Origin of the sequence: Acidithiobacillus ferrivorans, assembly GCF_016250455.1 — a bacterium.
In the GTDB taxonomy this organism is placed as follows: domain Bacteria; phylum Pseudomonadota; class Gammaproteobacteria; order Acidithiobacillales; family Acidithiobacillaceae; genus Acidithiobacillus; species Acidithiobacillus ferrivorans.
Genome location: NZ_CP059488.1, coordinates 1,500,569 through 1,524,735, shown reverse-complemented (window position 1 = coordinate 1,524,735; position 24,167 = coordinate 1,500,569). Strand labels below are relative to the sequence as shown.

Sequence of the window (24,167 nt, the reverse complement as noted above, 5' to 3'; positions counted from 1 at the left end):
TTATAAAGAGACTATGAATACATCGGACCTGAATCGCGAAGTGTGCTACCGCGCCGTCCTGGCAAGGGACGCACGGTTTGACGGCAAGTTCTACACGGCGGTGTTATCCACGGGCATCTATTGCCGTCCGGTATGTCCCGCACGCCCCCCCAAGCTGGAAAATTGCCTCTTTGTGCCCAGCACTGCGGTAGCCCGGCAGTTGGGCTTCCGAGCCTGTTTGCGTTGTCGCCCCGAGTTGGTAGGGGCCGAACCTTTCGCAGAGGCCAGCGCCCTGATGGTTTCTCGAGCTTTGCAGCAGATGAATGATGACGGCGCCTTGAATGGCACCAATTTGGATGAGGTGGCTGTGCAATTAGGTGTTAGCGGACGACATTTGCGGCGACTGTTTGTGCGCGTGCTCGGCAGCCCGCCGACGGCTCTGGCGCAGATGCAGCGCATTCTGCTGGCCAAAAAACTGATTGCAGAAACCGGACTTTCCATGACCGATGTCGCACTTGCTGCAGGATTTGGCAGCGTCCGCCGTTTCAATGCGGTCATGCAGCGCCATTGTGGGTGTGCACCCGGCGTACTGCGCCATACTTCTGCTTCGAAGAGCGATATGGCTGCGGGCATCACCATGAAGCTGCCTTATACCCCGCCTTATGACTGGGCGGCACTGCTGGAATTTCTGGCGGGCCGCGCCATCCCGGGAGTGGAGGCCGTACAGTCTGGGCAGTATTGGCGTTCCTTTCAGTTAGAGGGGACACAGGGCCTGGTCGAAGTCCATCCTGATCCGGCAAACGATCAACTTCTGGCAACCATACACGCAACGAAAACTCCTCCCATAGGCATCATCGTGGCGCGATTGCGCCGCCTGTTTGATCTAGATACGGAGATCATCAGGATCGACCAGCATCTTTCCACAGACCCGCTTATGGCTTCACGCGTCAGAGCGCGGCCTGGATTGCGTGTCCCAGGCGCATGGGATTTGTTCGAACTCACGGTGCGCGCGATATTGGGCCAGCAAATTAGCGTGGCTGCGGCGACCACGCTATCGGGTCGGCTTGTTGCCGCTCTTGGGGGATCGCTCACGGAAGAAATGGCGCTACTGTCAGACGGCACGGGAATCTCCAGGATATTCCCGACACCCGCCGCCGTCATGGCCGCCGATCTGGGCTCTATCGGCCTAACCCGGGCCAGAGAAAAGGCGCTGCAGACTCTGGCTGTGGCCATGCAAGAGAGTCGCCTGGCTTTTTCGGCGCAGACCCTCGACAGCATCATCGAAAACCTCTGCGAGCTACCAGGTATCGGCCCATGGACGGCGCACTACATCGCCATGCGTGGCTATCGTGACCCGGATGCCTTCCCCCATTCAGACTTGGGATTACTGCGTGCGCTGGAAACAGAGAACGGGCGCCCCAGCCCCGCAGCAATGCTGATGATCGCCGAAGCCTGGCGGCCCTGGCGGGCCTATGCGGCCATGCGTTTGTGGGCGCAACCCTAGAAATCGCCGCCCTCATGGCGTAACAGCCAGCGTTTGCGCTCTATTCCGCCCGCGTACCCGGTCAAGGTACCGTTGGCGCCGATGACGCGATGGCAGGGAATGACGATACCAATAGGGTTCGCGCCATTGGCACGTCCCACGGCGCGAACCGCCGATGCCCGGTCCATGCCCTTCGCCTGTTCCTGATAGCTGCGGGTGGCTCCGGCGGGAATGCTGCGCAACCAGGCCCAGGCCGCCTGCTGAAACTCGGTGCCTGCGGTTTCTACGGGAATGGCGAAGACGGCGTTGAGATCACCCGCCCAGTAGGCTTCCAGACCGTTGCGAACCGGCTGCGGAGCAGTCCCCGAGTTCAGCGTTACCCCATCGGAGCCGTAGAGCAGGCGGAGTCGATCCAGCATGCGGGCCTCGCTGTCCGCCCAGTCCAGTGCACGTAGGGTGTTTTGCGCGTCGGTAACCAGCAGCATGACACCCAACGGTGTAGTGACATGATCTATACGCCATCGAAGCGGTTCGTTCAGCATGAAAATCTCCCCAATATGGACTCTGAAATGATGCTATACCCGGACACGGACAAATGCTCGCCACTTTTGGACGGCAAAGTCGCCCCCTCAGTCGCTATATCGTATGAAACTCAATAAATTGCCAGGAAATAAAGGCACCCCGTAACAGCGCAAAGGAAATCGCTCTCAGCCGGTCTCGGGCAGAACAGTCACCACGCTCCTTGATAGTCAGACTAATGATTTTGGTGTATGATGCTAGATGTCTGATGACTTATGAGGTGAACGACCTATGCGCACCACACTGGCGATTGATGATGACGTACTAGCGGCGGCGAAAGGGTTAGCGGATCGACAGCATAAGCCTGTAGGTGCCGTTGTTTCAGCACTTTTGCGGCAGGCTCTGCAACCGCAAAACACCTCTGGTGGCCATTCACGTAATGGCATTCCCTTGCTGCCGGTGCGTCCGGATGCACTCCCGGCGACTCTGGAAATAGTGAATCAGTTGCGCGACGAATTGCCATAATGACCTTCTTGCTCGATGTAAACGTGCTGATTGCGCTCATCGACCCCATGCATGTTCAGCATGATATGGCCCATGAATGGTTTGCAGCCCATGGGCAACCCGCATGGGCTACCTGTCCCTTAACAGAGAATGGTGTACTGCGCATCGTGGGCCATCCGCGTTATCCAAATTCACCAGGCACGCCAGCGGCCGTGGCACCGCTGATCCAGGGATTGCGCGCGTCGCCTGGCCATGTTTTTTGGCCAGACGACATCAGCCTGCTGGATGTCGACCATATCGACGCATCGCGCCTGTTCACTTCTGGTCAGATTACCGATAGCTACCTCTTGGCGCTGGCCTGCGCCCATGAGGGCCAACTGGTAACCTTCGATCATCGCTTAGTGATCAATGCCGTGCGCAACGGTTTGCAATGCATCAACAAAATTTAAGTAAATAACCCCCGACTTTGCCGGGAGATATTTACTGCGCCCATGGGAGGTTGCGAATCCTGACTTGCTTCATACGATGAGATGATCTCATTTATATGCGCGCGTTTGACTACTGCCGCATGACATCCGCGTGTTTGATTCTATTTATTTTCCCATGCGAGCTGACCCGAATGATTTCCGCCCATCAGCGAGCGACAGGAGCCTTGGATACGCCACATCCCGTCCAAAGGGATTCGGCCATGGTCCCCACTCGGATTGGGGGACATCCACCCCCAGTTCCACAATATGGCCATCCGGATCGACAAGGTGAAAAGCCCGCATGACTGTATGGTCCACGGGCTCTAATATCCGCGCCCCGGCGGCCCGGCAGCAGGCATAAATCGCGGCCAGACTTTGTTCGTCCTCCACGTCGAGGCAAAAATGCGAGAAACCGGAGACCGGGAATAGCGCCCCAGTTTCCATCAAGGCCAAATCGTGGTGGTGCAAGCCCGCAGTGTAGAATTTCATGCCGGGCCGCTCGCCGACGGCGCGTAACCCCAGGATTCCGCGATAAAAGCGGTCAGAGACATCCAGATTGCGGACCGGCAGGGCTATGTGGTTGATGCCATGTAACATTACTTCACCTCGTTTTCCTGAAAACTATCCACTAATAACCGCCGCCACTCACCAAATAGGTCTGTAGAGCCATCCATCCAGCTACGGCCATGGGCAGGGAGCTGATCAATCCTGGCGTGAGCACTGCCCATCGACTGGAACTGCCTCGGTGTTGAAGGATGCTGGCAACACCCGCTCCTGCGGCAAGCGACACGACTAGCCATACCATGACGACCGCTGAAGCACCCGCGTAGAAGCGCAAATCCACCATTAGGGCGCCCAGGATCAGCACCCCCACATCGGCACTCGGCGAATCCCAACGCGAACCGCGGATCAGATAAGAGAAAACAAGGGCCACGGCCAGCACTACGGCCAGTGCTGATCCAAACTGAGCCAGCAGGATACTGCCCGACAATGGCGCGACGAGCGCTAGCCCGACAGCTCCGACAAACAGCGTGGGCCCTGTGGATTTTTGATCCCGCTTGTCAGGAATAAGAGCAAGCCACAGAACGGACCACAGCCCCGCCACGGTGAGCCAAGCCAAGAAGGCGGCGAGCACGCTTTCTTGGCGCACGATTGGCCACAGCAGAATCCAAGCCGAGACGCTCGCGGTCATTCCCCTCGCCCCATAGCGCCACCCTGAATGTTTACGGCGATCGGCTATAGCCACCACGATTCCGCCCACGAGGGCCAGCCAGGGCAACCAGGACAACACTGTGCGTGGCGGGAAGGAAAAATCGCGATAGGTCAGCGCATAGCCACCCCCAAAACCCCCTAATATTGCAGCCCCCCAGATGATGTTTCGCCAACTGGGATATTTGCGGGTTTTGTAATACGCGGTGACCACCATGAGCATGGTGACCACAGCGGGTAGCAGGGCGCTATCCAAAATCAAGGACCGAACGAAACCGGATTGCCAGATATTCCACATAAGATTACCTCCAATGGGAACGAGGCGTCGGCCTTACTGGTCGGCACCCCAAAAAGCCGCTCAGCCAGCCGTGCGAACACCCTCGATGTTCACATGCAGATGCACCGTGTTGGCGATCATGCCCGCATAGGCATCCATGCCGAAGTCGCTGCGCTGGATGGTGGTGGTGGCCTCATAGCCGGAGAGATACCCACCCCATGGCTTGGGCAACGCCAGAACCGGCCCGGCACCGATTTCCTGTACATGGAAGGTTACTGGCCGAGTCACGCCATGAATGGTCAGTTTCCCATACAGTTGTCCGCCCTCTTTACCCGTGGGTTGATAGCGTGTACTGACGAATGTGATGTTCGGGAACTCCCGGACATTGAAAAAGTCCGGACCCCGCAAGTCGTGATCCCTTAGAGCGAAGTTGGTATTGATGCTGGCTGCGAGAATGCGGATATCCACTTTGTCCCCCGCAGGACTCGTGGGATTGAAGGTATAGCTGCCGGATAGTTTGTCGAAACGGCCCACCACCACCGCCACCCCGGCATGGCCGATGGTGAACCACGCCAGAGAATGATCCGGATCAATCCGGTACGAGCCAGCCGGACTGGCGTCCAATCGATGATATGTCGCTGCGTCAGCGAGTGACACCAGTGACGCGGACAATGCGGCGGAAAGAATGGTGGTCCTCAGTGCAATGGAAATTTTGTTCGGTAACATGGCAATGCTCCTCTATCAATTCGGGAAAAATGGTCACTCAGCCGTCAGGCTTTTATGAGTACCGTCGCAGAAAGGGCGGTTGGTGGATTGGTGACAGGCACAAATGGCTACCGTTTTCGGCTCGGCGATATCCACGGTGAAGGGCTCCACGCCGCTACCCTGGTGCGTCCCATCGCAGAAAGGCAAGTTTGCGGAGCGCCCGCAAGCGCAGAAATAGTAGCTGCCTGGTTCCAGGCTCATCACGTAAGGGGGATGTAAGCCCAAACCCGCGGAATTTTTGGAATACAGTTAAATCATGCAGTTATGATAGCGTGACGGCGGCAAGTAGGGCATCCATATCGAATGGTTCATGTTTTTCGCGGAAGGCATAGTGCCCCAAAAAATGAATGTGCTGCCAAGCGGCCGGCGAAATTCGCTTCAGCAAGTCTAGGGCCTTCTGGTTGTCATCTGCCTGGTAGCGGGTTAGCAATCCCGAGAGCAGCATGGAGTTGTAGGCAATTACGATGTTGGCGACCAGGCGTCCACACTGATTGCTGATGGCGACATCCAGATCAGTGTGCCCGATCAGCTCTTTTTTGCCGCCAACCTGAGCAAGCACGGAGCGTAATTGGTGGTAGGCCTCAATACGATTTTGGGATCGGTGAACATCCCGCTGTAGCTGCGGATCGCGTAAATAGCGAAGCGTATAGAGGCTGCGGATCAGCTTGTCGAACTCGAAGATGGCCTTGCGTGTCCGGTGATGCCCGGACAAGGTGCTGAGTTTGCGTACCAGAATACTTTGGCTCATTTCTTTGAGCCCAAGGGTGGCCACGATACGGTCGATATTATCTTTTTCTGAGACGATCAGTTCGCGGTCTATGTGCCCGGCTGGCGGGATCAGAAAGTGGGCGTAATCTTCCGGCTCACCCCCACAGTACAGGTGTTTCAGCTGAGCCTGCAAATTGGCAAAACGCGGCGCAAGCTTCATGCCAAACCAGTGCAGGATGGCGAAGTTCGCCCTGTTAATACTGTGCATGTCGCCGGTGATGGTGGTGGGGACAATGTCCGAGGTGTTGTTGTAACAGATGTCGAAGACCCAATGGCTCTCGTGCTGGTTCGCGCCCAGGAGTTCAGTCTGTAGCGCCACATGATTCGCCAGCATTGAGAAGGCAACGATGCCCCGGTCCTTGCCGAAGTATTTGCGCGAGAATCGTGCTTTAATCGTCGGGTTTGCTGCTCCAAACTTTTGTCCATCGACACTGCCGTAGAGCACCTCCATATCGAACGAGTAGTGCGGAAAGATGGGCAGTTGGGCAATGAAATTACTGATGCGGTCGTTGGCGGCCTTCAGCGTTGCCAGTCGCAGATATTGCTGATGGGTGGCGTCGAGCACGTGGTAGGGGATATCGCTGGTCTCTGCCATGCTGAGGTTGCCGTGATTCATGGCCTGCGCGATAATTACAGCCATCAGGCTGGTTTCATTGGCGACCTTTTTCGCATAACGCGGTTGCAGGGGCGTCATTACTGCTAAAAAACGGCTTTGCTCATTCACAAAACGGAAGATGTCGACAATATCGCGCGCTGGGACCTTGGCATAGAAGCCATTTTGCAGGGCTTCTCCGGGATCAGCTTTAGGGCGGTGCCACGTCAGGACTTTCTTGGCGGGATCAAATTCGAGATGCTTGAGTTTTCCTTGGTGCAGTTCTCGACCAAAGGATCGCCAGAGACTATCCAGTTCGCTGAATAATGTGTCAAGTGTGGCATCGATCGGTTGGCGTAGCCAAGGGATATCCAGATCCTTCAGCACCTCTGGCGTGCGCTCTGGTGCGATCAGCTCATCGGCAAAACGTCGATGCTGCGTGCTGTCGTCGATGAATATGTCACCGGAGTCTAGGTGTTTGCGCAGCTGCCGATACACCCAGAATTCGTAGCGGTCGCCCTGCAGTCCGGTGGGATTGCCTGCGGAGTCAAAATTCAGCAGGTGAGCGCGCAGCCGTTTCGGAACCGTGTTCTCTGGAACATCTTCGATGGCCCGTTGCGCGATCCGCTGTTGTCGGCTAAAAACATCCTTCATCCAACGCATGGCCGCAAGCCATGGGCTGTTTACGGTACTGCTGCCGAAATCGAGCGCCATAGCGAGCGGGCGCAGGTTTTTGGTGCATCGACCGGACTGTTTGTCCACCGCCTGCCAATGCAACTCCATGGCGCTGATCGGCTTCTCGCACAGACGCTTGCCGGTCAAGAGCAGCGTTTCCTTGGGCATAATGCGGAAAGCCTGGTGCCGTATCGATCCGAAGAGCATGGTGTCGTCAAGCGTATCGTCCACATACAGCAAAAGCAGTCGGCCGACCTGTGGCGTCTCCTGTTGCCGTTCAGCCTGCATCTGGAATAACTGCTTGTGGACGCGTTCCTTGGCGTCCTCGTCAAGCCGCTTCATGTGGTAGCCCAAGGCATCGGCCAGGTTATCGGAGATCTGGCGATAACGTTGCCAGGCGTAACACAGAAGATACAGATAGGTCTGGCCGGATTTCATCCGGCGCAAGTCGTAAATCGTGTAATAGTGGGCCAAGCTGGCGTAATAGAGGATGTTCATCTGTGAAATATCGAGGTGGGGCAGCAGCCCTTTCGCCATCACGTATAAGGGAGCCAGTGTGCAGCGTTTCTGGCGTTCCAGGGTCATCATGCGATAGCCAAAGTGCTTCGCATCTTGTTTGATGGCCGCCAGTTCGGAAAGAGTGCCCTCGCGCACGAGGAGATTTTGCAGAGTGGCGCGGCCCGTAGCGTCCAAAGCCGCGTCGATGTGTTGCTCCAGACGTTGTCGTTCTACGGCAAGTGCATCACCAATGAGCGTCTGTAGGGTGGTATAGCCCGGTCGGACGATGCGCTGGCTGTTCAAAAGGGCCAACAGCTCCGCCAAGAGAAAGGTGGCCGTTATATCCCTTCTGGTCAGCCGTGCCACTTTCTCCTGCAGTTTGGGTAGATCGTCGTCAGACCAGAGGCGATATCCGAATAAGGCCACGATTTCTTTGCGTTGCGCATAATATTCGCTGTCACGCAGTTGCGGTATAGACGGTGTTTTACCTGGAAAATAGCGTTGCAACAAGAAAGCGACATCCTCCTGTGGTACGTCTGTCAGGGCAAAGCGGAAAAAGGCCTGTTTGGCTTTGAAATAGCCGATCTGTAGCAGGCAGTGGATTTGCTCCGTAAGGCCTTTGCGCTGGAACGCCAAGGATCGCTCTGCATCGGTCATGGCCAAAAACTCGGCGCGCTGAAAATCGTCAAAATCGGGCAGGCCGTAGAGTGCGAGCTTTTCTGCCTCCGAAAGGACGGTCAGCCGTTTGTTCCGGTCACCGCGCATAGGCTGCCTCCTACCCAGTCAGCCCGGGTCGTGAAATCCGTCAAACTTTCCATATAATGGTTAATATACGGAAAGTTCGCATTTTGTCATTGAGTAAATACTGGGGTTACACAGCCAAGGAGTCGATCATGCCAAGCATCGAAAACCGGAAAGTTCCCGTTCGCCGCCGGAATTCCGACTATCGCAGCCGTGAATATCTCTCGGAGCAGGAAGTTACTGACATAATGGCGGCGGCGCGAAGCCAGGGCCGCCATGGGTCGCGCGATGCGGCGCTGATCCTGATGGCCTATCGCCACGGCTTGCGTGTTTCCGAACTCGTCAGCCTGCGCTGGGACCAAATCGACCTAAAACAGGGTTTGGTGCATGTGGTGCGACGCAAGAATGGTGTCCCATCGGTACACCCGCTACGCGGAGCGGAGTTGCGCGTCTTGCGCCATCTGCAGAGGGAGTACCCCGACACGGCTTATGTGTTTGTCAGCGAACGCAAAGCACCGCTGACAGCCGATGGAGTGCGTAAGATCGTTGTCCGCGCCGGCCAGCAAGCCGGATTAGCGTTCTCCATCCACCCACATATGTTGCGCCACGCTACCGGCTACAAGCTCGCCAATGACGGACAAGATACACGGGCCATTCAGCATTATCTGGGACACCGCAACATTCAACACACGACGCGCTACACAGAACTGGCTGCGGACCGATTCAAAAACTTCTGGCAGGATTGAGGATGCGGCATAGATGACTCCAGCCCCAGAATGGTTCACTCTCCCAGAACCATTGAAAATATCCCCTTGTCCCCCCAGAAGCCCTGCCATGACCTCGCCTCTGCATCCTCCAGATTGGGCCTGTCATCCCGGAAGGGTGGTAGGAATTTTCGAACCGCCCACCAGCCGCAACCCATCCCGCATATTGAGCCCCATAAGTGTTAAATTGGTCGCTCCTGCCAATAACTCAAGGGCTTGTACGATGATGAACTTCGTGTCAAATGAACCGGCGGACGCCCATTGGTCAAGAAATATTGCGGCAGGCACAAGAATGAGCAAACCGTTGGCAGCTATGAAGCGCATGCGTTTCATTTTTACCTCTACCAAGCGCCCATTTCGGCCCTTGGAGAGAAAAAAACCAGAGCTACCAGTTGCAACTAGGGCAGGAATAAGTACGAATAAACCAGGTATAACAATGAGGCTTTTCACCACCGCAATCGCGTGATGTGAACCGAACATCTCAACAAGGATTGTTGACGTGAAGAAGGTCGCAATCGTCAATGTTGCGAGGATAGCGGCAACAAAATGGAATTTTTTAAGCATACGATAATCTCCGTTAGTGCTCGTCAGTGTGATATAAGCGTTACCCGTGTCCCCACATTAAAGTGCTGTCTATATATATCGGCACCGTACCTTTTGGGCAGCGATGGTTTCAGGCGTTCTGCACCTCCGGCAGGGGGCTGGTAAGGAGAAACGGCAGTACCACCTCCAAGTCCGTTAACGCGATGCTCGCGATCATGCTCTTCCAGCTGGGGAGGAGACGCAGGTAAAAGCGGCGCTCATCTACCCAAACGGGGTGCCAGGCGCCCGAGGCCGAGGGGGGCACGGAGACTCGTTGCACGCCATAGTCGAAGCCGCCTGGCAGCATCTTGAGGATGGACTCTTTCGCGGTCCAACAGGCGAGGAACTCCTGTTCCGTCGGAGTGGGCCAGCGGTCTTCTGGACAGTTGATCCATCGGTAGAGGTCTGGCCATGTGGCGGGGTTGCGAATGTAATCAATATCCACACCCACCTCCGCTGTCGCCAAGGCTATCATCAGGCACGGTCCGCTGTGGCTGATGCTGACGTTGAGCCTGGAGCCGGGCAGAAAAGGACGACCATGGCTGTCCTTTTGCACCCGCAGACCGACGTTTCCGGTCAGACGCTGGGCCAAGTACTCGGCCACTGCACGGCTATAGGACCGCAGAAATCCAGGGCGCTTATCCTCCATGAGAAAAACGAACGCCGCACCCTCCGGTGGTCCAAGTCGGGCGAGGCCCGTCAGCGAAAGCCGCCGCCATTTCATTTCGGCTGCATATCCCGGGAAGCAGAGCAGAAGATCACTTCCGGACGTCCATGATCTCTTCCATGGTCCGGCACTTGATCGTGATCTGGTCCACGACGGCCGCCGGGGAAAGAGACATGACAAAGTCGATGGCACGCGTGATGTCCTCCCGAGCAATCATCTTCTCCGGCGGCAGGCCTGAGGATGCGGCCATGTCGGTATTGACCACGTCTGGGCAGAGCGTTGTTACCTTGACCCCATACTCCAAAAACTCTTTTCCCAGAGACTGGCTGTAGCCCACCAGCGCGAACTTGCTGGCGGCATAGCCGCCCACCGGCGCGAAGCCCTCCAGTCCGACGATGGAGGAGATATTGAATACGTGCCCAGCGGACGTTTTCAGCGCTTCTGCACAGACGGTACATAGGTTGTGGACGGCCTTAACGTTGGTTTCTAAAAGATCATCCAGATCTTCCATGGACAGAACGCTGGTTCCGTAGCGGAAGATGCCGGCGGCATTGACCAGCACATCTAGGCGCCTCGCCTCGTGCACCGCAGTCGCCACGGCATCACGCACGCTGGCGTGGTCGCGGATGTCCAGCGGCAAGGTGATGACCTCCACATTGAAGGCCGAGCGCAGGTCGGCCGCGACGTCTTCTAGCGTCTCGGCTGTGCGGGCCAGTAGGATGAGGGAATAGCCCGCAGCCGCGAAGTACTGGGCAATCTCGCGGCCGATGCCCCGGCTGGCGCCGGTGATGAGTGCAATACCTATCATGGTCCTACTCTCTCGGCCCGACTTGCGAGGCTGCGGGGGTGTGCGGGAACATCGGTCGTAAATACAGCAGCGACGCGCGAACACAGCGACGGATGTAGGCTGTAGTTCATGGACCGCTCGCGGTGGCGGACATATGCCTTATCGTCCAAGGCTGCCATGAAGAATTCGGCAGACCGCCAATGGGCAACATTGATGAGACCGTAGCGCGCTGTCTCTGACCGTGCGCGGAACAAGCGGGCGTTTATAAAGCCTTCCTTGGCCACCATATGGTCCTTGGCCTTGTCCCACATGTCCAGGACCTCGGGAATCTGCGCGTTGGTGATCTCGAACGGGTTGACCATCCAGGAATGACCGTCACAGTGGTCCGATGTACCGTCGAGGCGGATTTCCAGCCTACACAGGGTGCGTTCCACAGTATGCAGGGCAGGTTCCGCGATGGGTGCATCGGACTCGCAGACGGTGGCGTCCCCCTCAATAACGCCCACGAAGTCGTAATGGGCGTTTCGGATGTCGCGCTTCATCTCGAACAGCTCGGCGGTGACGAAGCCCGGACAGTGGGCGAGGTCCTCCATGGCGTGACACCACGCGGACACCAGATTCGCGCGATCACTGGTGGTGATAACGTCGATGGCGTAGGGCATGTCACATCGCCTCTGCCATCATGTGCTCCGCTGTCGGCTTGATTGTCTTGGCGATCTTGCTTAAGTAGAGGGAAAAGTCGTTCTTGAAGTCCTTAATGATCTCGAGGAACTCCGGCGTGTCGATGGATGAGAAGAAGATTTCCTTCGATTCCCACTCGGCGAGGTTGATGTACTTTATTTTGTTGCTATCCTTCTCAGCGTTGGTCGTGACGTGCAGGCAGGCGCCGATGTAACCGGGCTTATTGGACATGTAGAGGTTGGCGCTATGCCACATCTCGGCATAGGCTTTCATCCGGCCCTCAGTCAGGTAAATCACGTCCACCAGCACCATCTGATCGCCGTGATCAGCGCCACCATCCTTGGCCGGATTGTACTCGCTGCCTTGGTCGATATTCCCCTTAAAGGCTGAGAACTTGCCGGCCAGCTTAGGCAGAACGTTAGTTAGGCCAGCGTCGTTTTTGGCGGCTTGCCGGGCAGCCTGCCAAGCATTGTCCGTCTCCCAGCAACAGACACTGGTCAGTTTATAGTCCTCTTTAGGGTGCAGCGTCTGGATGGTTTCCAGAAGTCGGCCCGAGACAAACCCCGGTTGGCGGGAGAAAAAGCGGCAGACCTCTTCCCAGTTACGCGCCGTCTCCGGGACATTAACGGCCTTGATCAGATCCATGACGAAAATCATGATACGCTCCTACGGTTAGTGATTTGGAGTCCACAGGTTGTCCTTCGTGATGCGCGCATGAAGGCGCGATAGGCTAATGGAGAATATCCCTTCGAAGGGAGCAATGATCTTACGGAAGTCGGCGCCATCAAATTGGTTCATGAAACGCTGCTCGGATTGCCACTCCGCTCGGCTAACGAAGTGAAAATCCTCGCTTTCCCGGACCGCTTGGTAAAGCTGCGCGCTGACGAAACCGTCCTTTTTCTCCATGTGCCGCGCGGACTCGTTCCACATGTCGGAGTATTTCCCAGCCTCGGTGACCGGGATGCGGTATGGGTTAATGACGGTCACATGGTCGGGCGAGAAGCTGTTGTCTCGGTGCTGTGCCGAATTGATGAGGGTATAGGTGTTCGCCACGGGATCGGCTGGCAGGACGTCGAGGAACACATAGCAGTCTGTCTTGCCGATTGATCGGGCATAGGCCTCCGCTTCCGTCCACTCGATGATGCTAAGGAAGTAGTAGGACGTCTTGTTAATCAAGCGGTAGACGCCATGCAGCTTGGCCTCTAGGAAACCTGGCTGGGCAGCTTGTACCCGCGCGGCGGCGACCCAGCGTTCGGCGATTTGGTCAGGGTGACCCTGCGAGATGATATCGGCACGAATGATCATTAGAAGATACTCCCTAGGGCTGTGGCCCTGCGCGCGACGATGATTTGGCTGCTATAGTCGAAACCACCCTTGATGAGCTTCTTGAACTCCGGACTGGAGAATGCCGTGACAAAATCCTTCATGCTCTGCCAAGCGGCTACGTTGATGAACCGAAAAGCAGCATCCGGATGGTGGTTCTCGAAAAGGTGGTGGCGGATGAAGCCCGGCTGGTGCCGGATATATTCCCGCGCGGTGACGAATTGTGTGAGAAAGTTCGGCGCGTCATGCTCTGTAATCTTGCACGTGGTTATGAGGTAGAAGTCATTGCTCCCCACACGCGGCGTAACCTCTCCGCGAGCATGCATCAGTAGTCTGCCGTCGCAGAGAATATCGTTTGGACCCACATTCGTGTCCACATATGGTCGAGCCGATGGTGTCCTGTGTGGACAAAAGGTGATTCTCACGTATGTGAAAGAATGGGAGCCGTAATTGCCGCGCGCGAAATCACCATTGGTCTCACATTCAAGCCAAAGTGCCAACCTGGGCCCGGGGTGATCCTCTCCGAGGGAATCAGCGCATCGGGGAGCTGCCGTCCATGGTCCTTGTGTCTGTCTGGCCGTAAGGAAATGAAAGCGTGCGAACACAACGTCCTCCATACACCATAGAAAGGGAGCGAGGCCGACCTTTCGCGACCCAGAGCCAGCGGTGCGTGGTCGGTGAGCTCGGACGGGGCTCATGCCAGCAGTTCCGGCATCCGAGCGGCAACGACTTCGATCAGTCCGTTAACTGTCTTTAGATCAGCGAACTTCACTCCGGTTAAGCTAATTTTGAGCTTCTTTTCCAAGTCGACGAAGATGTCGACTATATCGGTAGAGTCCAACTGCAGATCTTCTTCTAGGTTGGACTCAGGCTTGATGGCTGCCGGATTGCCACCCAAGAAGTTGGCGACCGAGGTCAGGACGGTGGTGCGCAAGTCTTCTGGTATGCTCATGTGATTAGTCTCCCTTGCTAAGGTATAGGCTGCTGATGGCTCCCCCTAATGAGCGACCATTGATGAGGATGGTCCGCACGGGGCCCTCGGCTGGCTCTAGGGCCCCAGGCGCGGTGCGAAGCTTGTACGACGCAGGCACCGTCTTGCCCTTGCGGAACATCAAGCAGGCGTAGGCCACATCCAGCGCACCTTCGGCGCCGAAGGTATGACCGTACTTCATCTTTGGGATCATGGTGACGCTCTGCGGGCAGACCTCCCGTAGGGCCACCACCTCGGCGGCGTCGACCTCCGCCAAGCCGCAAGCGTCGGGCAGAACCAGGTCGGGCTGCGTACCGCCTAAAACAGCCCGCATAACGCGAATCACGGACGTCGGCTCGGTGCTGTAGCAGTCAGGCTCGCATGGGGCGTTGCATGTGGCGAAGCCCCTTACCTCGGCATAAACGGACGCGTTGCGGGCAGCGGCACGGTCCCGTTCCTCGAGGATCAAGAAGACGGCACCCTCAGAGACTAGGAACCCGTAGGCTTCCGGAGGGATGGAGGCCGGCCAAGGCGAGCCCGCCTCGTAAGAGGCGAGGGGCGCCAGTGCCGCCTTGATGAAGTCAGTGTTAGTGCTTTCCGTACCGCCCGCGATGGCGACGTCCAGCCTGCCTTGGCGGATCATGTTGGCGGCCGAAGCTACGCTGATTAGGCTACTAGCCCGATCGGCCATGTAGGTCTTACTGAACCCCTTAATCTGGTGGAGAATCGTGATCTGACCCTGCGGCGCGGCAGGGAACCAGCTCGTCGCTTGGAAGGGGCTGACCATGCGGGGCCCTTCGCAGTGCAGGTGACGCAGTTCCACCTCTGTGAATTTCCATCCGCCGAAAGTGTTGCCGACGAAAACGCCGCAGCGTTCTTTGTCGACCACCGCCATGTCTAGGGCTGCGTCACCCATAGCGCGCTGGGCGGCGATCAAGGCGTAGCGGGTGAAGGAGTCGAGCTTCTTCCACATGCGAGGTGACAAATTCCCTTCCAGGAGGCTCTCGTTGACGACCGTGCCATTCAGATACTCGGAGGTGGGGGTAATAAGCGAGCGATTGGCCTCCTGATAGCCCCACAAATCATCAAGGGTATCGGTGTTCGGCAGCACGACGCCGATGCCGGTGATTACGACGCTGCGAGTCATTGGCTCAGATCCTCCAATTGAGTGGTAGGATACTTCGACAGGACGATAGCGCTGTGAACGCCGGAAAATCCGCTCGCGTCCTTTAAAACATGGTTTATCTCAAGCTTGCGCGCCCCTTTTGGAGTGTAATCCAGGTCACATTCCGGATCTGGCGTGACGTAGTTGATGGTCGGTGGCACCTCCTGATGCATAATCGAAAGGACCGCCGCCACAGCTTCCACCACATTGGCCGCGCCCAGTGAGTGACCGACGATGGACTTCACCGAACACATTACGACCTTGTAGGCATGTGCCCCAAAGGTCTTCTTGACAGCGTTGGTCTCATTGACATCGTTCTGCGGAGTGGAGCTGCCATGGGCATTGACGTGCTCGATCTCGACCGGCGCCATGCCAGCATCTGCCAGGGCTAGCTTCATCGCCCGGTGCAGGTCGTAGCCTTCCGGCGCTAGGTTGGTCATGTGGTAAGCGTTGCAGGTCGATCCCATGCCCGATAGTTCCGCCAGGATGGTGGCGCCGCGTGCCAGCGTAAGATCCAGGCGCTCTAGCACAAAAATGCCACAACCTTCGCCCAGCACGAAGCCAGCACGGCCCTTATCATAGGGCCGTGAAGCACGCTCCGGTTCATGATTGCGGTCGCTGGCGAGCGCACCAATGATGTCGAAGGCGGCTACGGCGATTGGGGTGATCGGCGCTTCAGTCGCGCCGGCGATGACCACGTCCACCTGGCCGGAGCGGATCATCTCTAAGGCTTCGCCTAGTGCGTCCAGACCCGCAGTGCAACCGGTAGCGAGCGTGTATACCGGGCCGCGAGCATCGTACTTGCGGGCCACTTCCGACGACGCCGAATGAAAGCCAGCGTTAGCCGTGAGCACCCGGTCAAGCACCCCACCATCGAAGGCATCCTTGCCACCATTGGTGCGGCGCAGAAACTCTTGCTCCATGTACTTGGTGCCGGCGATGGCTGTGCCGATGCACACGCCCAGGCGGTCACGGTCGATGGCGGTGGTGTCTAGGCCCGCTTGGGAGACAGCCTGTTCGGCCGCGGCCAGGGCAAACAAGGCATAGCGGTCCAGAGTCGAGCACTGACGCTCCGAGATGTTGTAGCAGGCCGGATCGAAGTCAGGGACGATCCCGGCGACTTGGGATGTAAATTTTGTTGTGTCAAAGTCGCTGATGCGCGCCACGCCGCTCTTGCCAGCACGGCAGTTCGCCCAGAAGGTGTCGATATTAGTCCCGTTCGGCGCAATGACACCCATGCCAGTGATGGCGATGCGGTGGCTGATATTTTTGTGTCCTTTCATGAGATCAACTCCCTCTAATAGTTGCCCAAGCCGCCACATACGTTCATGGCTTGAGCCGTGATGCCCCGCGCACGGTCAGACGCAAGGAAGGAGACCATTGCGGCAACCTCTTCGGGTTCGATATAGCGACCGATGGGAATGCGTGCCTCGATGCGTTTTTTTACTTCCTCTGGAGAAACCCCCCAAATTTTTCCGTAATTCGCGCGCACCTGATCTGCCATTTCAGTCTCTACGAAGCCGGGGCAAACCGCGTTGACAGTAATATCAGCGCGGTTGGTGGCCAGTTCCAGGCCGAGTGCCTTCGTGAAACCAACAACACCATGCTTTGACGCGCTGTAGGGGGCGCCGTGGACGACGCCCTGCTTGCCGCCGGTGCTGGCGATGTTGATGATGCTGCCGCCATTGCGCACGGCGCCAGACTTCAGCGCAGTGCGCGTCACAAAGAAGACGGAGTTGAGATTGGTGTTAATGACATCAAGCCACAGTTCATTAGTGAGGTCTTTGGTGGAACCTCCGCCGGCGCGCCCAGCACAGTTAACAAGTACATCGATACCGCCCAGAGTTTCGATCACGTCGGAGAACAGCCTCTCCACTTGCACAGGATCGGTCACGTCACAGTTCTTGCCGACGACGGTGACGCCGTCAGCGGACAAATCGGCAACAGTTTTCGCCAGCGCCTCGATGCTGCGGCTAACCAAAATGCAGATGAAACCGTCGTCAATGAGCTGACGGGCGATCGCCTTGCCGATACCGCGACTGGCACCAGTGATAAGAGCGTTACGCGCGGGCATTTTGTGTCCCCTTCAGTTTGTTCATGATGGCCTGCATGGTGCCTAGGCTGTTCTTGTTGATGGCCATCTCGACCCTTAGCTTGGCCTCATCAATAGGAATTTCTTTCCAAAACAGGTGGTCGAGTACGACGGAGTGCCACGAGACGACCTCCACACCGCCGTCCGTCTCGGTGACTGTCCAGTGGCCCCGATGTTCTTTCAGTGCGGGTGGCGGGACAGGTTGGAAGTAATCGATGCGGTCTTCGCTCAAGATGCGAATACTGCGGATATTCTCTGTCACCTCGCCGACCAGTACCTCCATGCGGAACTCCTGGTACCAGCGATCCTCGTAAATCATGTCGATCTTTTTGCAGTGGGGAAGGAGCCACGGCCATAGAGCAAGGTTTCGCAGAAGCTGGTAGATGGCGCGCTTGGAATGAGGGATGATGATCTGCTCACTGAATTCGTGCCGCCAACGGTCACGCTCCAACTCGGCCTTGATAGCATTAAGTTCCTTCGCGCTGTTCTCCTCAACGGTGCGCAGCATGAAGGACACAGCGCCCTCATGGTCAGTCACGCCATCGACCAAACCGGCCACATCATCGCGCATGCTGAACTCATGGGTCAGTGTAATTACACAGCCGTCATCCTTCGTCGTGATACTCCACAGGCCAGCCATGTACCTGACCAGAGGCGACGGTTTTGATTGGGAGAAAGCGATCGTCCGATCGACGCGGTCGATGCGCCGCTTAGACTCCCAACTAAATACCTGATCATTTGCCTTGGCGATAAGGCCGATGGTCTGGCTGGCATCGGTCTCTTCCAAGACCTTGGCGTCGAGGCACGGGGGGAAAACTTCAGGCCACCAATTAACATTAAGGCATGCGTGGAACGCAGCATCGGCGCTACACTCAACCTCAACTGCATGAGCCGTCTTCATGGATGTACACTCCTCAATGTCGCAACCTTTGAGCAATCCAGATCCTTAACGGTTGCGTTGACCTTCCAAGCGGTAGCCGCCACATGGCCCTTCTAGTTACGTCCAACTGTCGGCCAGCAACGCTCAGATTGTGGGCGCCATCTCGTTGGCCAGCACCACGATCGGTCGCCTTCAGCGACCGACACACCAGCAGTTTGGCCAGCGAGGGCTCAAGTTGTTTCTTGTGGATGATCACCAAAGTGTGTCCTGGTAATAAACTAGGCCGCCTATTCAGCATCAATGGCATGTTTTTCATAAAGGGTCGCCAGTACGCGCTGGGCGGCGAGAATGTCGTCCAGATTTAAATCTGCGCAAAGCTCTTCGGCATGGGCGTTCCAACTATGCTCGATGGCAGCGTAGATCTCCGTGCCCTTTGGCGTAAGTTGGCATAAAGGAGAACGCTGATGATGCGGATTGGAGTGCTTGGCTACTAGACCGTCCATTATGAGTGTGCTGAGCTGTTTTTGCGCCCCCTGGCGAGAGACGCCCATACTCGCGGCCACTTGTGGCGCTGTGAGTGGCTGATGGGACAGGGCCAGTGCTCCCAGCATCTTCCAGCGGGCACTAGTCAGGCCGAAAGGGGCAACAAAGCGGTCCCCCCAATCAATGAGGCGACCATAGGTGCGAAATACAGCAAGCACTGTTTCTGTGACATATTCAGGTTTGGAAAGTCTCATCAGCGCCCTAGATATCGCATATAATGACAACCAGTTTACGTATTGGTAACCGGTTGTCAATACTCCAAATCCCACTGAGCCTCACATGCCTGGTGCGCGACTGGCAGAAGATTCAGCGTGACGCCAATATCGCTATTACCGTCTGATGCTCCAGCAAAACCTCTTGGGAGAATGGGAACTGGTACGCAGCTCAGCTGGGGCGGATCGGTCAGCGCCAGACGCGGATGGTCCTTCAAGCTGTCATCTCACCAGATATTGCCGAGATGGTGGCTGCTGACGTGGATAGACTGCGGTGTCGGCAGGGCATGTGCCTCTGAACACAGAACTGGCTGCGGACCAGTTCAACAACTTCTGGCAGGATTTAGGATGCAGAGGTTTCTATTGTATCTAGATGATTTTGCTAATGTATAAAAATTCCGCGGTTTTGGGCTTACAGCCCCGTAAGGTGTCGGGTTCATCATGACCTCCATAAAATTAAGCTTCTCATCTGATACGCATCCATATAGTTACAATGCGTACTATATAGATAGCACAACAAATGTTCGTATGCAAACTATATGGGATTTACTCCTGAAATCGGCTTCGCAGTGCGCGTAGGGTACGGCGCACCTGTTCCAAATCACCCGCATCCACATTCGCGAAGACCCGACTGAGATAGGCGATATGGGCTGGGAATACTCGAGAAAAAATGACTTCGCCTTCGGGGGTCAGAACGGCACGGAAACTGCGTCGATCACCCACCGGGACCTCCCTACGAACCAAGCCTTTTTCATCGAGGCGATCGATGATACCAGTCAGGGTTCCCTTGGTGATTAAGGTTTTTTGGGCAAGCTGGGTGAGGGGCATTCCCTGGGTGTTGCCTAATGTTGCGATGACGTCAAACTGCGCTGGCGTGAGGCCCAGTTGCCGGACGTGGGCGGCGGAGTAGGCGGAAAAGGCATGGTAGGCTTGGGCAAGCTCTCGCAGGACGGCGAGAAAAGGCTCCTGGGTTGTGGCCTCCTGCAGGTCCGTAGAGGACTGTATTGTCGTCTCCCGAAGTATTTCCTCACGCATCTATTCCCCCAACTGTTCGTAAGCAAATAGTCCTATATAGAACTATTCTGGGCGGCCGTCAACAGGATAGGTGGCGTAAAATATCCCCGCAACACGCCAAAGAGGCATTGTGCGCATGACCGTGGCGGTGAGCAGCGCGGTACTGAGCCAGAAACGGCGCAGCACAAGGGTGCGATCGTTTTCGGCGTTGCTATGGCAGGCCGATGGTGTAGGAGTTGGTGAGGACATGACGGCAGTCTATCTGCCGGATGGACTGTGATGGTTCACCGTGTGGTGAAGTATCTTTGCACAGGCTAGTCTTTTTCGGTGTTGCCGCTCTCGCGGCGAGACTTCAGGAAAGGGCTGTCATGCGGGGATTGTTCAAGAGCTGCAGTGCCAAAACTTCGATGCCCAGCAGGCACCCAAATATCGCCGCGATCTGAAACCCGGAGTCGATCCGCACAAGGCTTGCCAGTCCCGAGGAGATCGACCCGATCACCAACATCAGGAAGCCTTGCAAACTAGCGGCAACGCTGGCCCGATGGGCGAATATACCCATAGATCGTGCCATCGCATTGGGAAAAGATAAAGCCTTGTGCAAAGGCGACTAAAATAACGCCCGCCATGATGAGATAAATTTGCACTCCAGAACCGCTGACTATCATGCAAACGACGCCGAGGAAGAATAGGAGAATACCGGACTTCATGATGGGCATACTTTTGAAACGAGGAGCTACCACCCTGTTGATCAAGGTTCCCAGCAGGTAGCTTGTCCCGCAGATAAGCGCGGTGGTACCGAAAAAGGAGGCGCTATGGCCGAGTTTTACCTGGATGAGATAAGGACCAAGGATATTCCACATCAGAAACGCCGAAAAACTCCCGCCAAGTAGGATGACGGACAGGAGGAACTCCCTGCTGGAGAGAATTTCTCCATATCCCAGGAGCGCATATCTGGGCTTTGCCGTTTGCTGACGTCGAGAGATTCGCGCATACCGAACAGCACAAATAACAGCACGGTAAACCCGTAGACGCAGTAAATGGCGAAGTTCCAACGCCAGCCTACAGAATCTTCGACCAGTCCACCAATATACGGCGCAATGACAGGGCCCAACCCAAAAGCCAGGCTGAGGTAAATAATAGCCACGCGAAAACGATCGCCCTTGAAGTTGTCCACCAACATGGCGCGGGCGACCACCTGACAAGAACCGATCGCGAAGCCTTGAAGTGCCCTGGCAATCATCAAGGTCTCAATACGGTGCGCCTGGGTAGCGAGCACGCTGCCCACGATAAAGGCGAACAGGCCCGTCAGCACTGCGGGTTTACGTCCTTTGGTGTCGGAAAACAAGCCAAAGAACAATTGACCTAGCGCATAGGCGACGAGGAACACGGTAATCGTGCTCAGCATGACCGCTTGGGAGGTGTGCAGTGCGCGTCCTATGGCCGGAATACTCGGCGCATAGAGGTCGATGCCAATGCCGCCAAGGCTGTTGATAAAAGCTGCCAGAAATATGGTAAAGTTTTCAGATCGTTTTGACGTGCCGATCATGGTGACTCCGGTTCACGGGCTGCGATTTCCAAATCGGAAATGGCCTCGCCCGGCAGGCTGAGCAGGACCGCCTTCAGAAGACGGGCCAAATGTTGCCTGTCTCCGTCGCTGAGGCCACCAAGTACCATCTCCTGCGTCGCGACATGGATGGCAATGGCTGCCTCTGTGAGCGCCAGGCCGTTCGCGCTCAGGTGAACCGAGAGCCCCCGGCCATCGGCTGGGTTGACAACTCGCTCGATCCATCCGGCCGACTCCAGGCGTGTAAGGCGATTGGTGATGGCCCCGGATGTGAGCATCAATGACCGATAAAGCTGCGTTGGCGACAGCGTATAGGGCAAACCGGAGCGACGCAGTGTCGCCAGCACATCAAACTCTCCCTCATTGAAGCCGAAAGGAGAGAGGGCTTCGCTCCGCGCTTTTTCCAGGTGCTTGAGTAGCCGTCCCATGCGTCCGAAAACGCCCATGGAACTGACGTCCAGATCAGGCCGCACCCTGGCCCACTGGTCGAGAAAGAGGTCTACATGGTCCTTGGGTATTGGGGGTTTCATCGGGGCGGCCATCCTTGGTGGAACTATCTTAATATTAAGATAGTTCTGTGGTGGACCGTTGGCAAGTGGTGCTGGCGGCTGGGTTTTTCTTCGTACTAATTTGTACAGTATTCTCCGCTGGAATCATACGTGACTCCCCGTGCGAGGGGGCGGCGGCGAAAATCGCAGACCAACACCCAGTCGATTCCAGTGATTGATGGCGCCAATGGCCACCGTCAGGAACGTCACTTCTGTTTCCGTGAACTGAGACCGCAGTGTCTCATAGACGGCGTCGGGCGCCCCCTGGGTCGCGAGCGCCGTCAGGCATTCCGCCCATGCCAAAGCGGCCTGCTCCCGTGCAGAAAAAATACCGGCATCCCTCCAGCCCGCGACCAGATCCAGCTTGACCGGTTCCACACCGATTTGACGGGCGACATTCAGATGATACTGAATGCAGAACGCACAGCCGTTGACTTGCGATACCCGCACCTTGATAAGTTCCGTCAGGTTTTTTTCGAGGCCGGAATCATCGACCGCTTTCCCCATCGCCAGGAGTGCGGCGTACACTTCGGGCGCGGTCTTGGTGAAGGAGAGGTAGGCAATACGGGCATGCTCTGTGGACATGGCTTGTTCCTTATGAGGTGACTCGGGTAGAATCAGGACTCTAACAATATATCAGGGTGCTTACAATATGGACGACGCAGCGCCAAGACCCCTCATCCCTCAAGTGGGAGAGGGCAAACGCGGGGAAAATGGTTATCTGGGTTACCTGCTGCGGCAGGCTGCGGGGGCATACCGGCATCGGGTGGAACGGGTGCTCGCCGACCTGCGTGTAACGCCTCCACAATTTTCCGTGCTCACCATGCTGGCCGCCTATCCCGGCATTTCCAATGCCGATCTGGCGCGGCTGGCTCTCCTCACCCCGCAAACGGTCAGCACCATTGTCGCCAACCTGGAACGCGCCGGGGCCATCGTGCGCCAGCCGCATCATTACCATGGCCGTATCCAGCGGATTGATCTCAGCGAGACAGGCAAGTCTTTATTGGCGACCTGCCGTGAGCGGGTGCATGGTATTGAGCAAAAGCTGGCCGATGGGCTTTCCCGAGAAGAGGAATCGGCACTCCGAAAATGGCTGGTTCGCGTCGCCACGTCAGCATGAAATTTTCTGTGAATGATTTGAACGTCCGCTCCACGATATTTGCCTAACCCGCTTGCGCACCGCCAGTCAGCGGAGTCATCGCATAATAAGCAGCATGGCCAAAGGGGACGGTATTATCCGTTTCGCAGCCAGCACGATCTACCTGTCATCACCATGGAGGATGTGGTGGCGTTGCGACTGCAAAAAGGCGACGCTGCCAGCTTGGTAAGAGATGGAGGCACTGCAGGGCTATTGATGTCCTGCAGCGGTGATCAATACACCGGCAACTCCGTCGTATCCACGACCTTACGCAGCACAAAGCTGGAATGCACGCCGGTCACCCCCTCAATGCGCGTCAGGCGATGGAGTAAAAATTCCTGAAAATGCGCCATATCGCGCACGGCGACCTTGATCTGGTAATCCGCGTCATGGCCGGTGATGAGGTAACACTCCAGCACCTCCGGCGAGCGACTGATTTCCGCCTCAAAATGCTCAAAGCGCTCGGGAGTATGGCGGTCCATACTGATGTGCATCAGCACCATCAACGCCAAGCCCAGACGCTGCGGGTCCAGCAGGGCCACACGTTTGCGGATGATCCCGGCTTCTTCCAGCGCTTGCACCCGGCGCAGGCAGGGGGAGGGGGACAAACCAATGCGCTCGGCGAGACGCTGATTGCTGAGTCCGCCGTCGCGCTGTAGCTCCTCCAGAATGCGGCGGTCGTAGCGATCTAATTCGCTGGTAGGGGCTTTCGACTTCATAACACAATATTACTCCGTTAATGGGTGTTAGTGCGCAATAA

At 56.6% G+C, this 24,167-nt stretch carries 31 protein-coding genes; 5 read left to right on the top strand and 26 right to left on the bottom strand.

Annotation, left to right across the window (positions count from 1 at the left end):
- Positions 1-13 precede the first annotated feature (13 nt).
- On the top strand, positions 14-1,483 hold the full coding sequence (locus tag H2515_RS07555; RefSeq protein ID WP_198661341.1) for an AlkA N-terminal domain-containing protein: 1,470 nt from the start codon (positions 14-16) through the stop codon (positions 1,481-1,483).
- Here H2515_RS07555 and H2515_RS07550 read toward each other — a convergent pair.
- A complete protein-coding gene (locus H2515_RS07550; protein WP_198661340.1) occupies positions 1,480-2,004 on the bottom strand; it encodes a methylated-DNA--[protein]-cysteine S-methyltransferase in 525 nt (174 codons plus the stop codon). The genes H2515_RS07555 and H2515_RS07550 overlap by 4 nt on opposite strands.
- Before the next feature lie 268 nt (positions 2,005-2,272).
- Between H2515_RS07550 and H2515_RS07545 the strand changes: the two genes are divergently transcribed.
- Both H2515_RS07545 and H2515_RS07540 read left to right on the top strand, forming a co-directional pair.
- The gene (locus tag H2515_RS07545; RefSeq protein ID WP_035192793.1) at positions 2,273-2,506 is read left to right on the top strand and encodes a hypothetical protein; all 234 of its coding nucleotides are present in this window, start codon (positions 2,273-2,275) and stop codon (positions 2,504-2,506) included.
- Entirely contained in the window at positions 2,506-2,934 is a 429-nt protein-coding gene (locus tag H2515_RS07540) for a TA system VapC family ribonuclease toxin (protein WP_198661339.1), read from the top strand. Before H2515_RS07545 ends, H2515_RS07540 begins: the two co-directional genes overlap by 1 nt.
- A 144-nt stretch (positions 2,935-3,078) precedes the next feature.
- Here the strand turns inward: H2515_RS07540 and H2515_RS07535 are convergent, their stop codons facing one another.
- The 5 genes from H2515_RS07535 to H2515_RS07515 form a co-directional block, all read right to left on the bottom strand.
- The gene (locus tag H2515_RS07535) at positions 3,079-3,549 is read right to left on the bottom strand and encodes a VOC family protein (RefSeq protein WP_198661338.1); all 471 of its coding nucleotides are present in this window, start codon (positions 3,547-3,549) and stop codon (positions 3,079-3,081) included.
- Between the two features lie 31 nt (positions 3,550-3,580).
- Positions 3,581-4,459: a hypothetical protein gene (locus H2515_RS07530; protein WP_198661337.1), complete on the bottom strand. Its 879-nt coding sequence runs from the start codon at positions 4,457-4,459 to the stop codon at positions 3,581-3,583.
- Between the two features lie 60 nt (positions 4,460-4,519).
- The gene (locus H2515_RS07525; protein WP_198661038.1) at positions 4,520-5,164 is read right to left on the bottom strand and encodes a YceI family protein; all 645 of its coding nucleotides are present in this window, start codon (positions 5,162-5,164) and stop codon (positions 4,520-4,522) included.
- 33 nt (positions 5,165-5,197) lie between these two features.
- Positions 5,198-5,404: a CDGSH iron-sulfur domain-containing protein gene (locus tag H2515_RS07520; RefSeq protein WP_198661431.1), complete on the bottom strand. Its 207-nt coding sequence runs from the start codon at positions 5,402-5,404 to the stop codon at positions 5,198-5,200.
- Positions 5,405-5,465: 61 nt separating this feature from the next.
- Positions 5,466-8,501: a Tn3 family transposase gene (locus tag H2515_RS07515; RefSeq protein WP_198661336.1), complete on the bottom strand. Its 3,036-nt coding sequence runs from the start codon at positions 8,499-8,501 to the stop codon at positions 5,466-5,468.
- 128 nt (positions 8,502-8,629) lie between these two features.
- Here H2515_RS07515 and H2515_RS07510 point away from each other — a divergent pair, with 128 nt between their 5' ends.
- Positions 8,630-9,223 carry a tyrosine-type recombinase/integrase gene (locus tag H2515_RS07510; RefSeq protein WP_198661335.1) on the top strand — a complete coding sequence of 198 codons (594 nt, stop codon included), beginning with the start codon at positions 8,630-8,632 and terminating at the stop codon, positions 9,221-9,223.
- Positions 9,224-9,346: 123 nt separating this feature from the next.
- On the opposite strand, the gene H2515_RS07505 is transcribed toward H2515_RS07510, so the two are convergent.
- The 19 genes from H2515_RS07505 to H2515_RS07410 all read right to left on the bottom strand — a co-directional run bounded on the left by H2515_RS07505 (position 9,347) and on the right by H2515_RS07410 (position 22,854).
- Complete coding sequence (locus H2515_RS07505) at positions 9,347-9,805, bottom strand: hypothetical protein (protein WP_198661334.1); 459 nt, start codon at positions 9,803-9,805, stop codon at positions 9,347-9,349.
- Positions 9,806-9,914: 109 nt separating this feature from the next.
- Entirely contained in the window at positions 9,915-10,547 is a 633-nt protein-coding gene (locus H2515_RS07500) for a 4'-phosphopantetheinyl transferase family protein (protein WP_198661333.1), read from the bottom strand.
- Positions 10,548-10,581: 34 nt separating this feature from the next.
- The gene (locus H2515_RS07495) at positions 10,582-11,298 is read right to left on the bottom strand and encodes an SDR family oxidoreductase (RefSeq protein ID WP_198661332.1); all 717 of its coding nucleotides are present in this window, start codon (positions 11,296-11,298) and stop codon (positions 10,582-10,584) included.
- On the bottom strand, positions 11,295-11,939 hold the full coding sequence (locus H2515_RS07490; protein WP_198661331.1) for an antibiotic biosynthesis monooxygenase family protein: 645 nt from the start codon (positions 11,937-11,939) through the stop codon (positions 11,295-11,297). Before H2515_RS07490 ends, H2515_RS07495 begins: the two co-directional genes overlap by 4 nt.
- A 1-nt stretch (position 11,940) precedes the next feature.
- The gene (locus tag H2515_RS07485; protein WP_198661330.1) at positions 11,941-12,615 is read right to left on the bottom strand and encodes an antibiotic biosynthesis monooxygenase; all 675 of its coding nucleotides are present in this window, start codon (positions 12,613-12,615) and stop codon (positions 11,941-11,943) included.
- Positions 12,616-12,630: 15 nt separating this feature from the next.
- Positions 12,631-13,263, bottom strand: a complete 633-nt coding sequence (locus H2515_RS07480; protein ID WP_198661329.1) for an antibiotic biosynthesis monooxygenase family protein — start codon at positions 13,261-13,263, stop codon at positions 12,631-12,633.
- Positions 13,263-13,646 carry an antibiotic biosynthesis monooxygenase family protein gene (locus tag H2515_RS07475; protein WP_232821613.1) on the bottom strand — a complete coding sequence of 128 codons (384 nt, stop codon included), beginning with the start codon at positions 13,644-13,646 and terminating at the stop codon, positions 13,263-13,265. Before H2515_RS07475 ends, H2515_RS07480 begins: the two co-directional genes overlap by 1 nt.
- 329 nt (positions 13,647-13,975) lie before the next feature.
- Positions 13,976-14,233 carry an acyl carrier protein gene (locus H2515_RS07470; protein ID WP_198661327.1) on the bottom strand — a complete coding sequence of 86 codons (258 nt, stop codon included), beginning with the start codon at positions 14,231-14,233 and terminating at the stop codon, positions 13,976-13,978.
- Positions 14,234-14,237: 4 nt separating this feature from the next.
- Positions 14,238-15,398 carry a beta-ketoacyl synthase N-terminal-like domain-containing protein gene (locus H2515_RS07465; protein ID WP_198661326.1) on the bottom strand — a complete coding sequence of 387 codons (1,161 nt, stop codon included), beginning with the start codon at positions 15,396-15,398 and terminating at the stop codon, positions 14,238-14,240.
- Positions 15,395-16,699, bottom strand: a complete 1,305-nt coding sequence (locus H2515_RS07460; protein WP_198661325.1) for a beta-ketoacyl-[acyl-carrier-protein] synthase family protein — start codon at positions 16,697-16,699, stop codon at positions 15,395-15,397. The genes H2515_RS07465 and H2515_RS07460 overlap by 4 nt, the downstream gene beginning before the upstream one ends.
- A 14-nt stretch (positions 16,700-16,713) precedes the next feature.
- A complete protein-coding gene (locus H2515_RS07455) occupies positions 16,714-17,490 on the bottom strand; it encodes an SDR family NAD(P)-dependent oxidoreductase (protein WP_198661324.1) in 777 nt (258 codons plus the stop codon).
- Positions 17,477-18,409: an aromatase/cyclase gene (locus tag H2515_RS07450; RefSeq protein WP_198661323.1), complete on the bottom strand. Its 933-nt coding sequence runs from the start codon at positions 18,407-18,409 to the stop codon at positions 17,477-17,479. Before H2515_RS07450 ends, H2515_RS07455 begins: the two co-directional genes overlap by 14 nt.
- A 266-nt stretch (positions 18,410-18,675) precedes the next feature.
- Positions 18,676-19,125, bottom strand: a complete 450-nt coding sequence (locus H2515_RS07445) for a MarR family winged helix-turn-helix transcriptional regulator (RefSeq protein ID WP_198661322.1) — start codon at positions 19,123-19,125, stop codon at positions 18,676-18,678.
- A 564-nt stretch (positions 19,126-19,689) separates the two neighbouring features.
- Positions 19,690-20,178, bottom strand: coding sequence for a MarR family winged helix-turn-helix transcriptional regulator (locus tag H2515_RS07440; RefSeq protein ID WP_198661321.1), 489 nt, complete (start codon positions 20,176-20,178; stop codon positions 19,690-19,692).
- 331 nt (positions 20,179-20,509) lie between these two features.
- Positions 20,510-20,662 carry a hypothetical protein gene (locus tag H2515_RS07430; protein ID WP_198661319.1) on the bottom strand — a complete coding sequence of 51 codons (153 nt, stop codon included), beginning with the start codon at positions 20,660-20,662 and terminating at the stop codon, positions 20,510-20,512.
- A 16-nt stretch (positions 20,663-20,678) separates the two neighbouring features.
- Positions 20,679-21,017 carry an MFS transporter gene (locus H2515_RS07425; protein WP_198661318.1) on the bottom strand — a complete coding sequence of 113 codons (339 nt, stop codon included), beginning with the start codon at positions 21,015-21,017 and terminating at the stop codon, positions 20,679-20,681.
- Positions 21,017-21,703, bottom strand: coding sequence for an MFS transporter (locus H2515_RS07420; protein ID WP_198661317.1), 687 nt, complete (start codon positions 21,701-21,703; stop codon positions 21,017-21,019). Before H2515_RS07420 ends, H2515_RS07425 begins: the two co-directional genes overlap by 1 nt.
- The gene (locus H2515_RS07415; protein WP_198661316.1) at positions 21,700-22,251 is read right to left on the bottom strand and encodes a MarR family winged helix-turn-helix transcriptional regulator; all 552 of its coding nucleotides are present in this window, start codon (positions 22,249-22,251) and stop codon (positions 21,700-21,702) included. The genes H2515_RS07420 and H2515_RS07415 overlap by 4 nt, the downstream gene beginning before the upstream one ends.
- Positions 22,252-22,374: 123 nt before the next feature.
- Complete coding sequence (locus H2515_RS07410) at positions 22,375-22,854, bottom strand: carboxymuconolactone decarboxylase family protein (protein WP_198661315.1); 480 nt, start codon at positions 22,852-22,854, stop codon at positions 22,375-22,377.
- A gap of 67 nt (positions 22,855-22,921) precedes the next feature.
- Between H2515_RS07410 and H2515_RS07405 the strand changes: the two genes are divergently transcribed.
- Complete coding sequence (locus H2515_RS07405; protein ID WP_198661314.1) at positions 22,922-23,389, top strand: MarR family winged helix-turn-helix transcriptional regulator; 468 nt, start codon at positions 22,922-22,924, stop codon at positions 23,387-23,389.
- A 251-nt stretch (positions 23,390-23,640) separates the two neighbouring features.
- Here H2515_RS07405 and H2515_RS07400 read toward each other — a convergent pair whose 3' ends face one another.
- Complete coding sequence (locus tag H2515_RS07400; protein ID WP_198661313.1) at positions 23,641-24,126, bottom strand: Lrp/AsnC family transcriptional regulator; 486 nt, start codon at positions 24,124-24,126, stop codon at positions 23,641-23,643.
- Between the last annotated feature and the right edge of the window lie 41 nt (positions 24,127-24,167).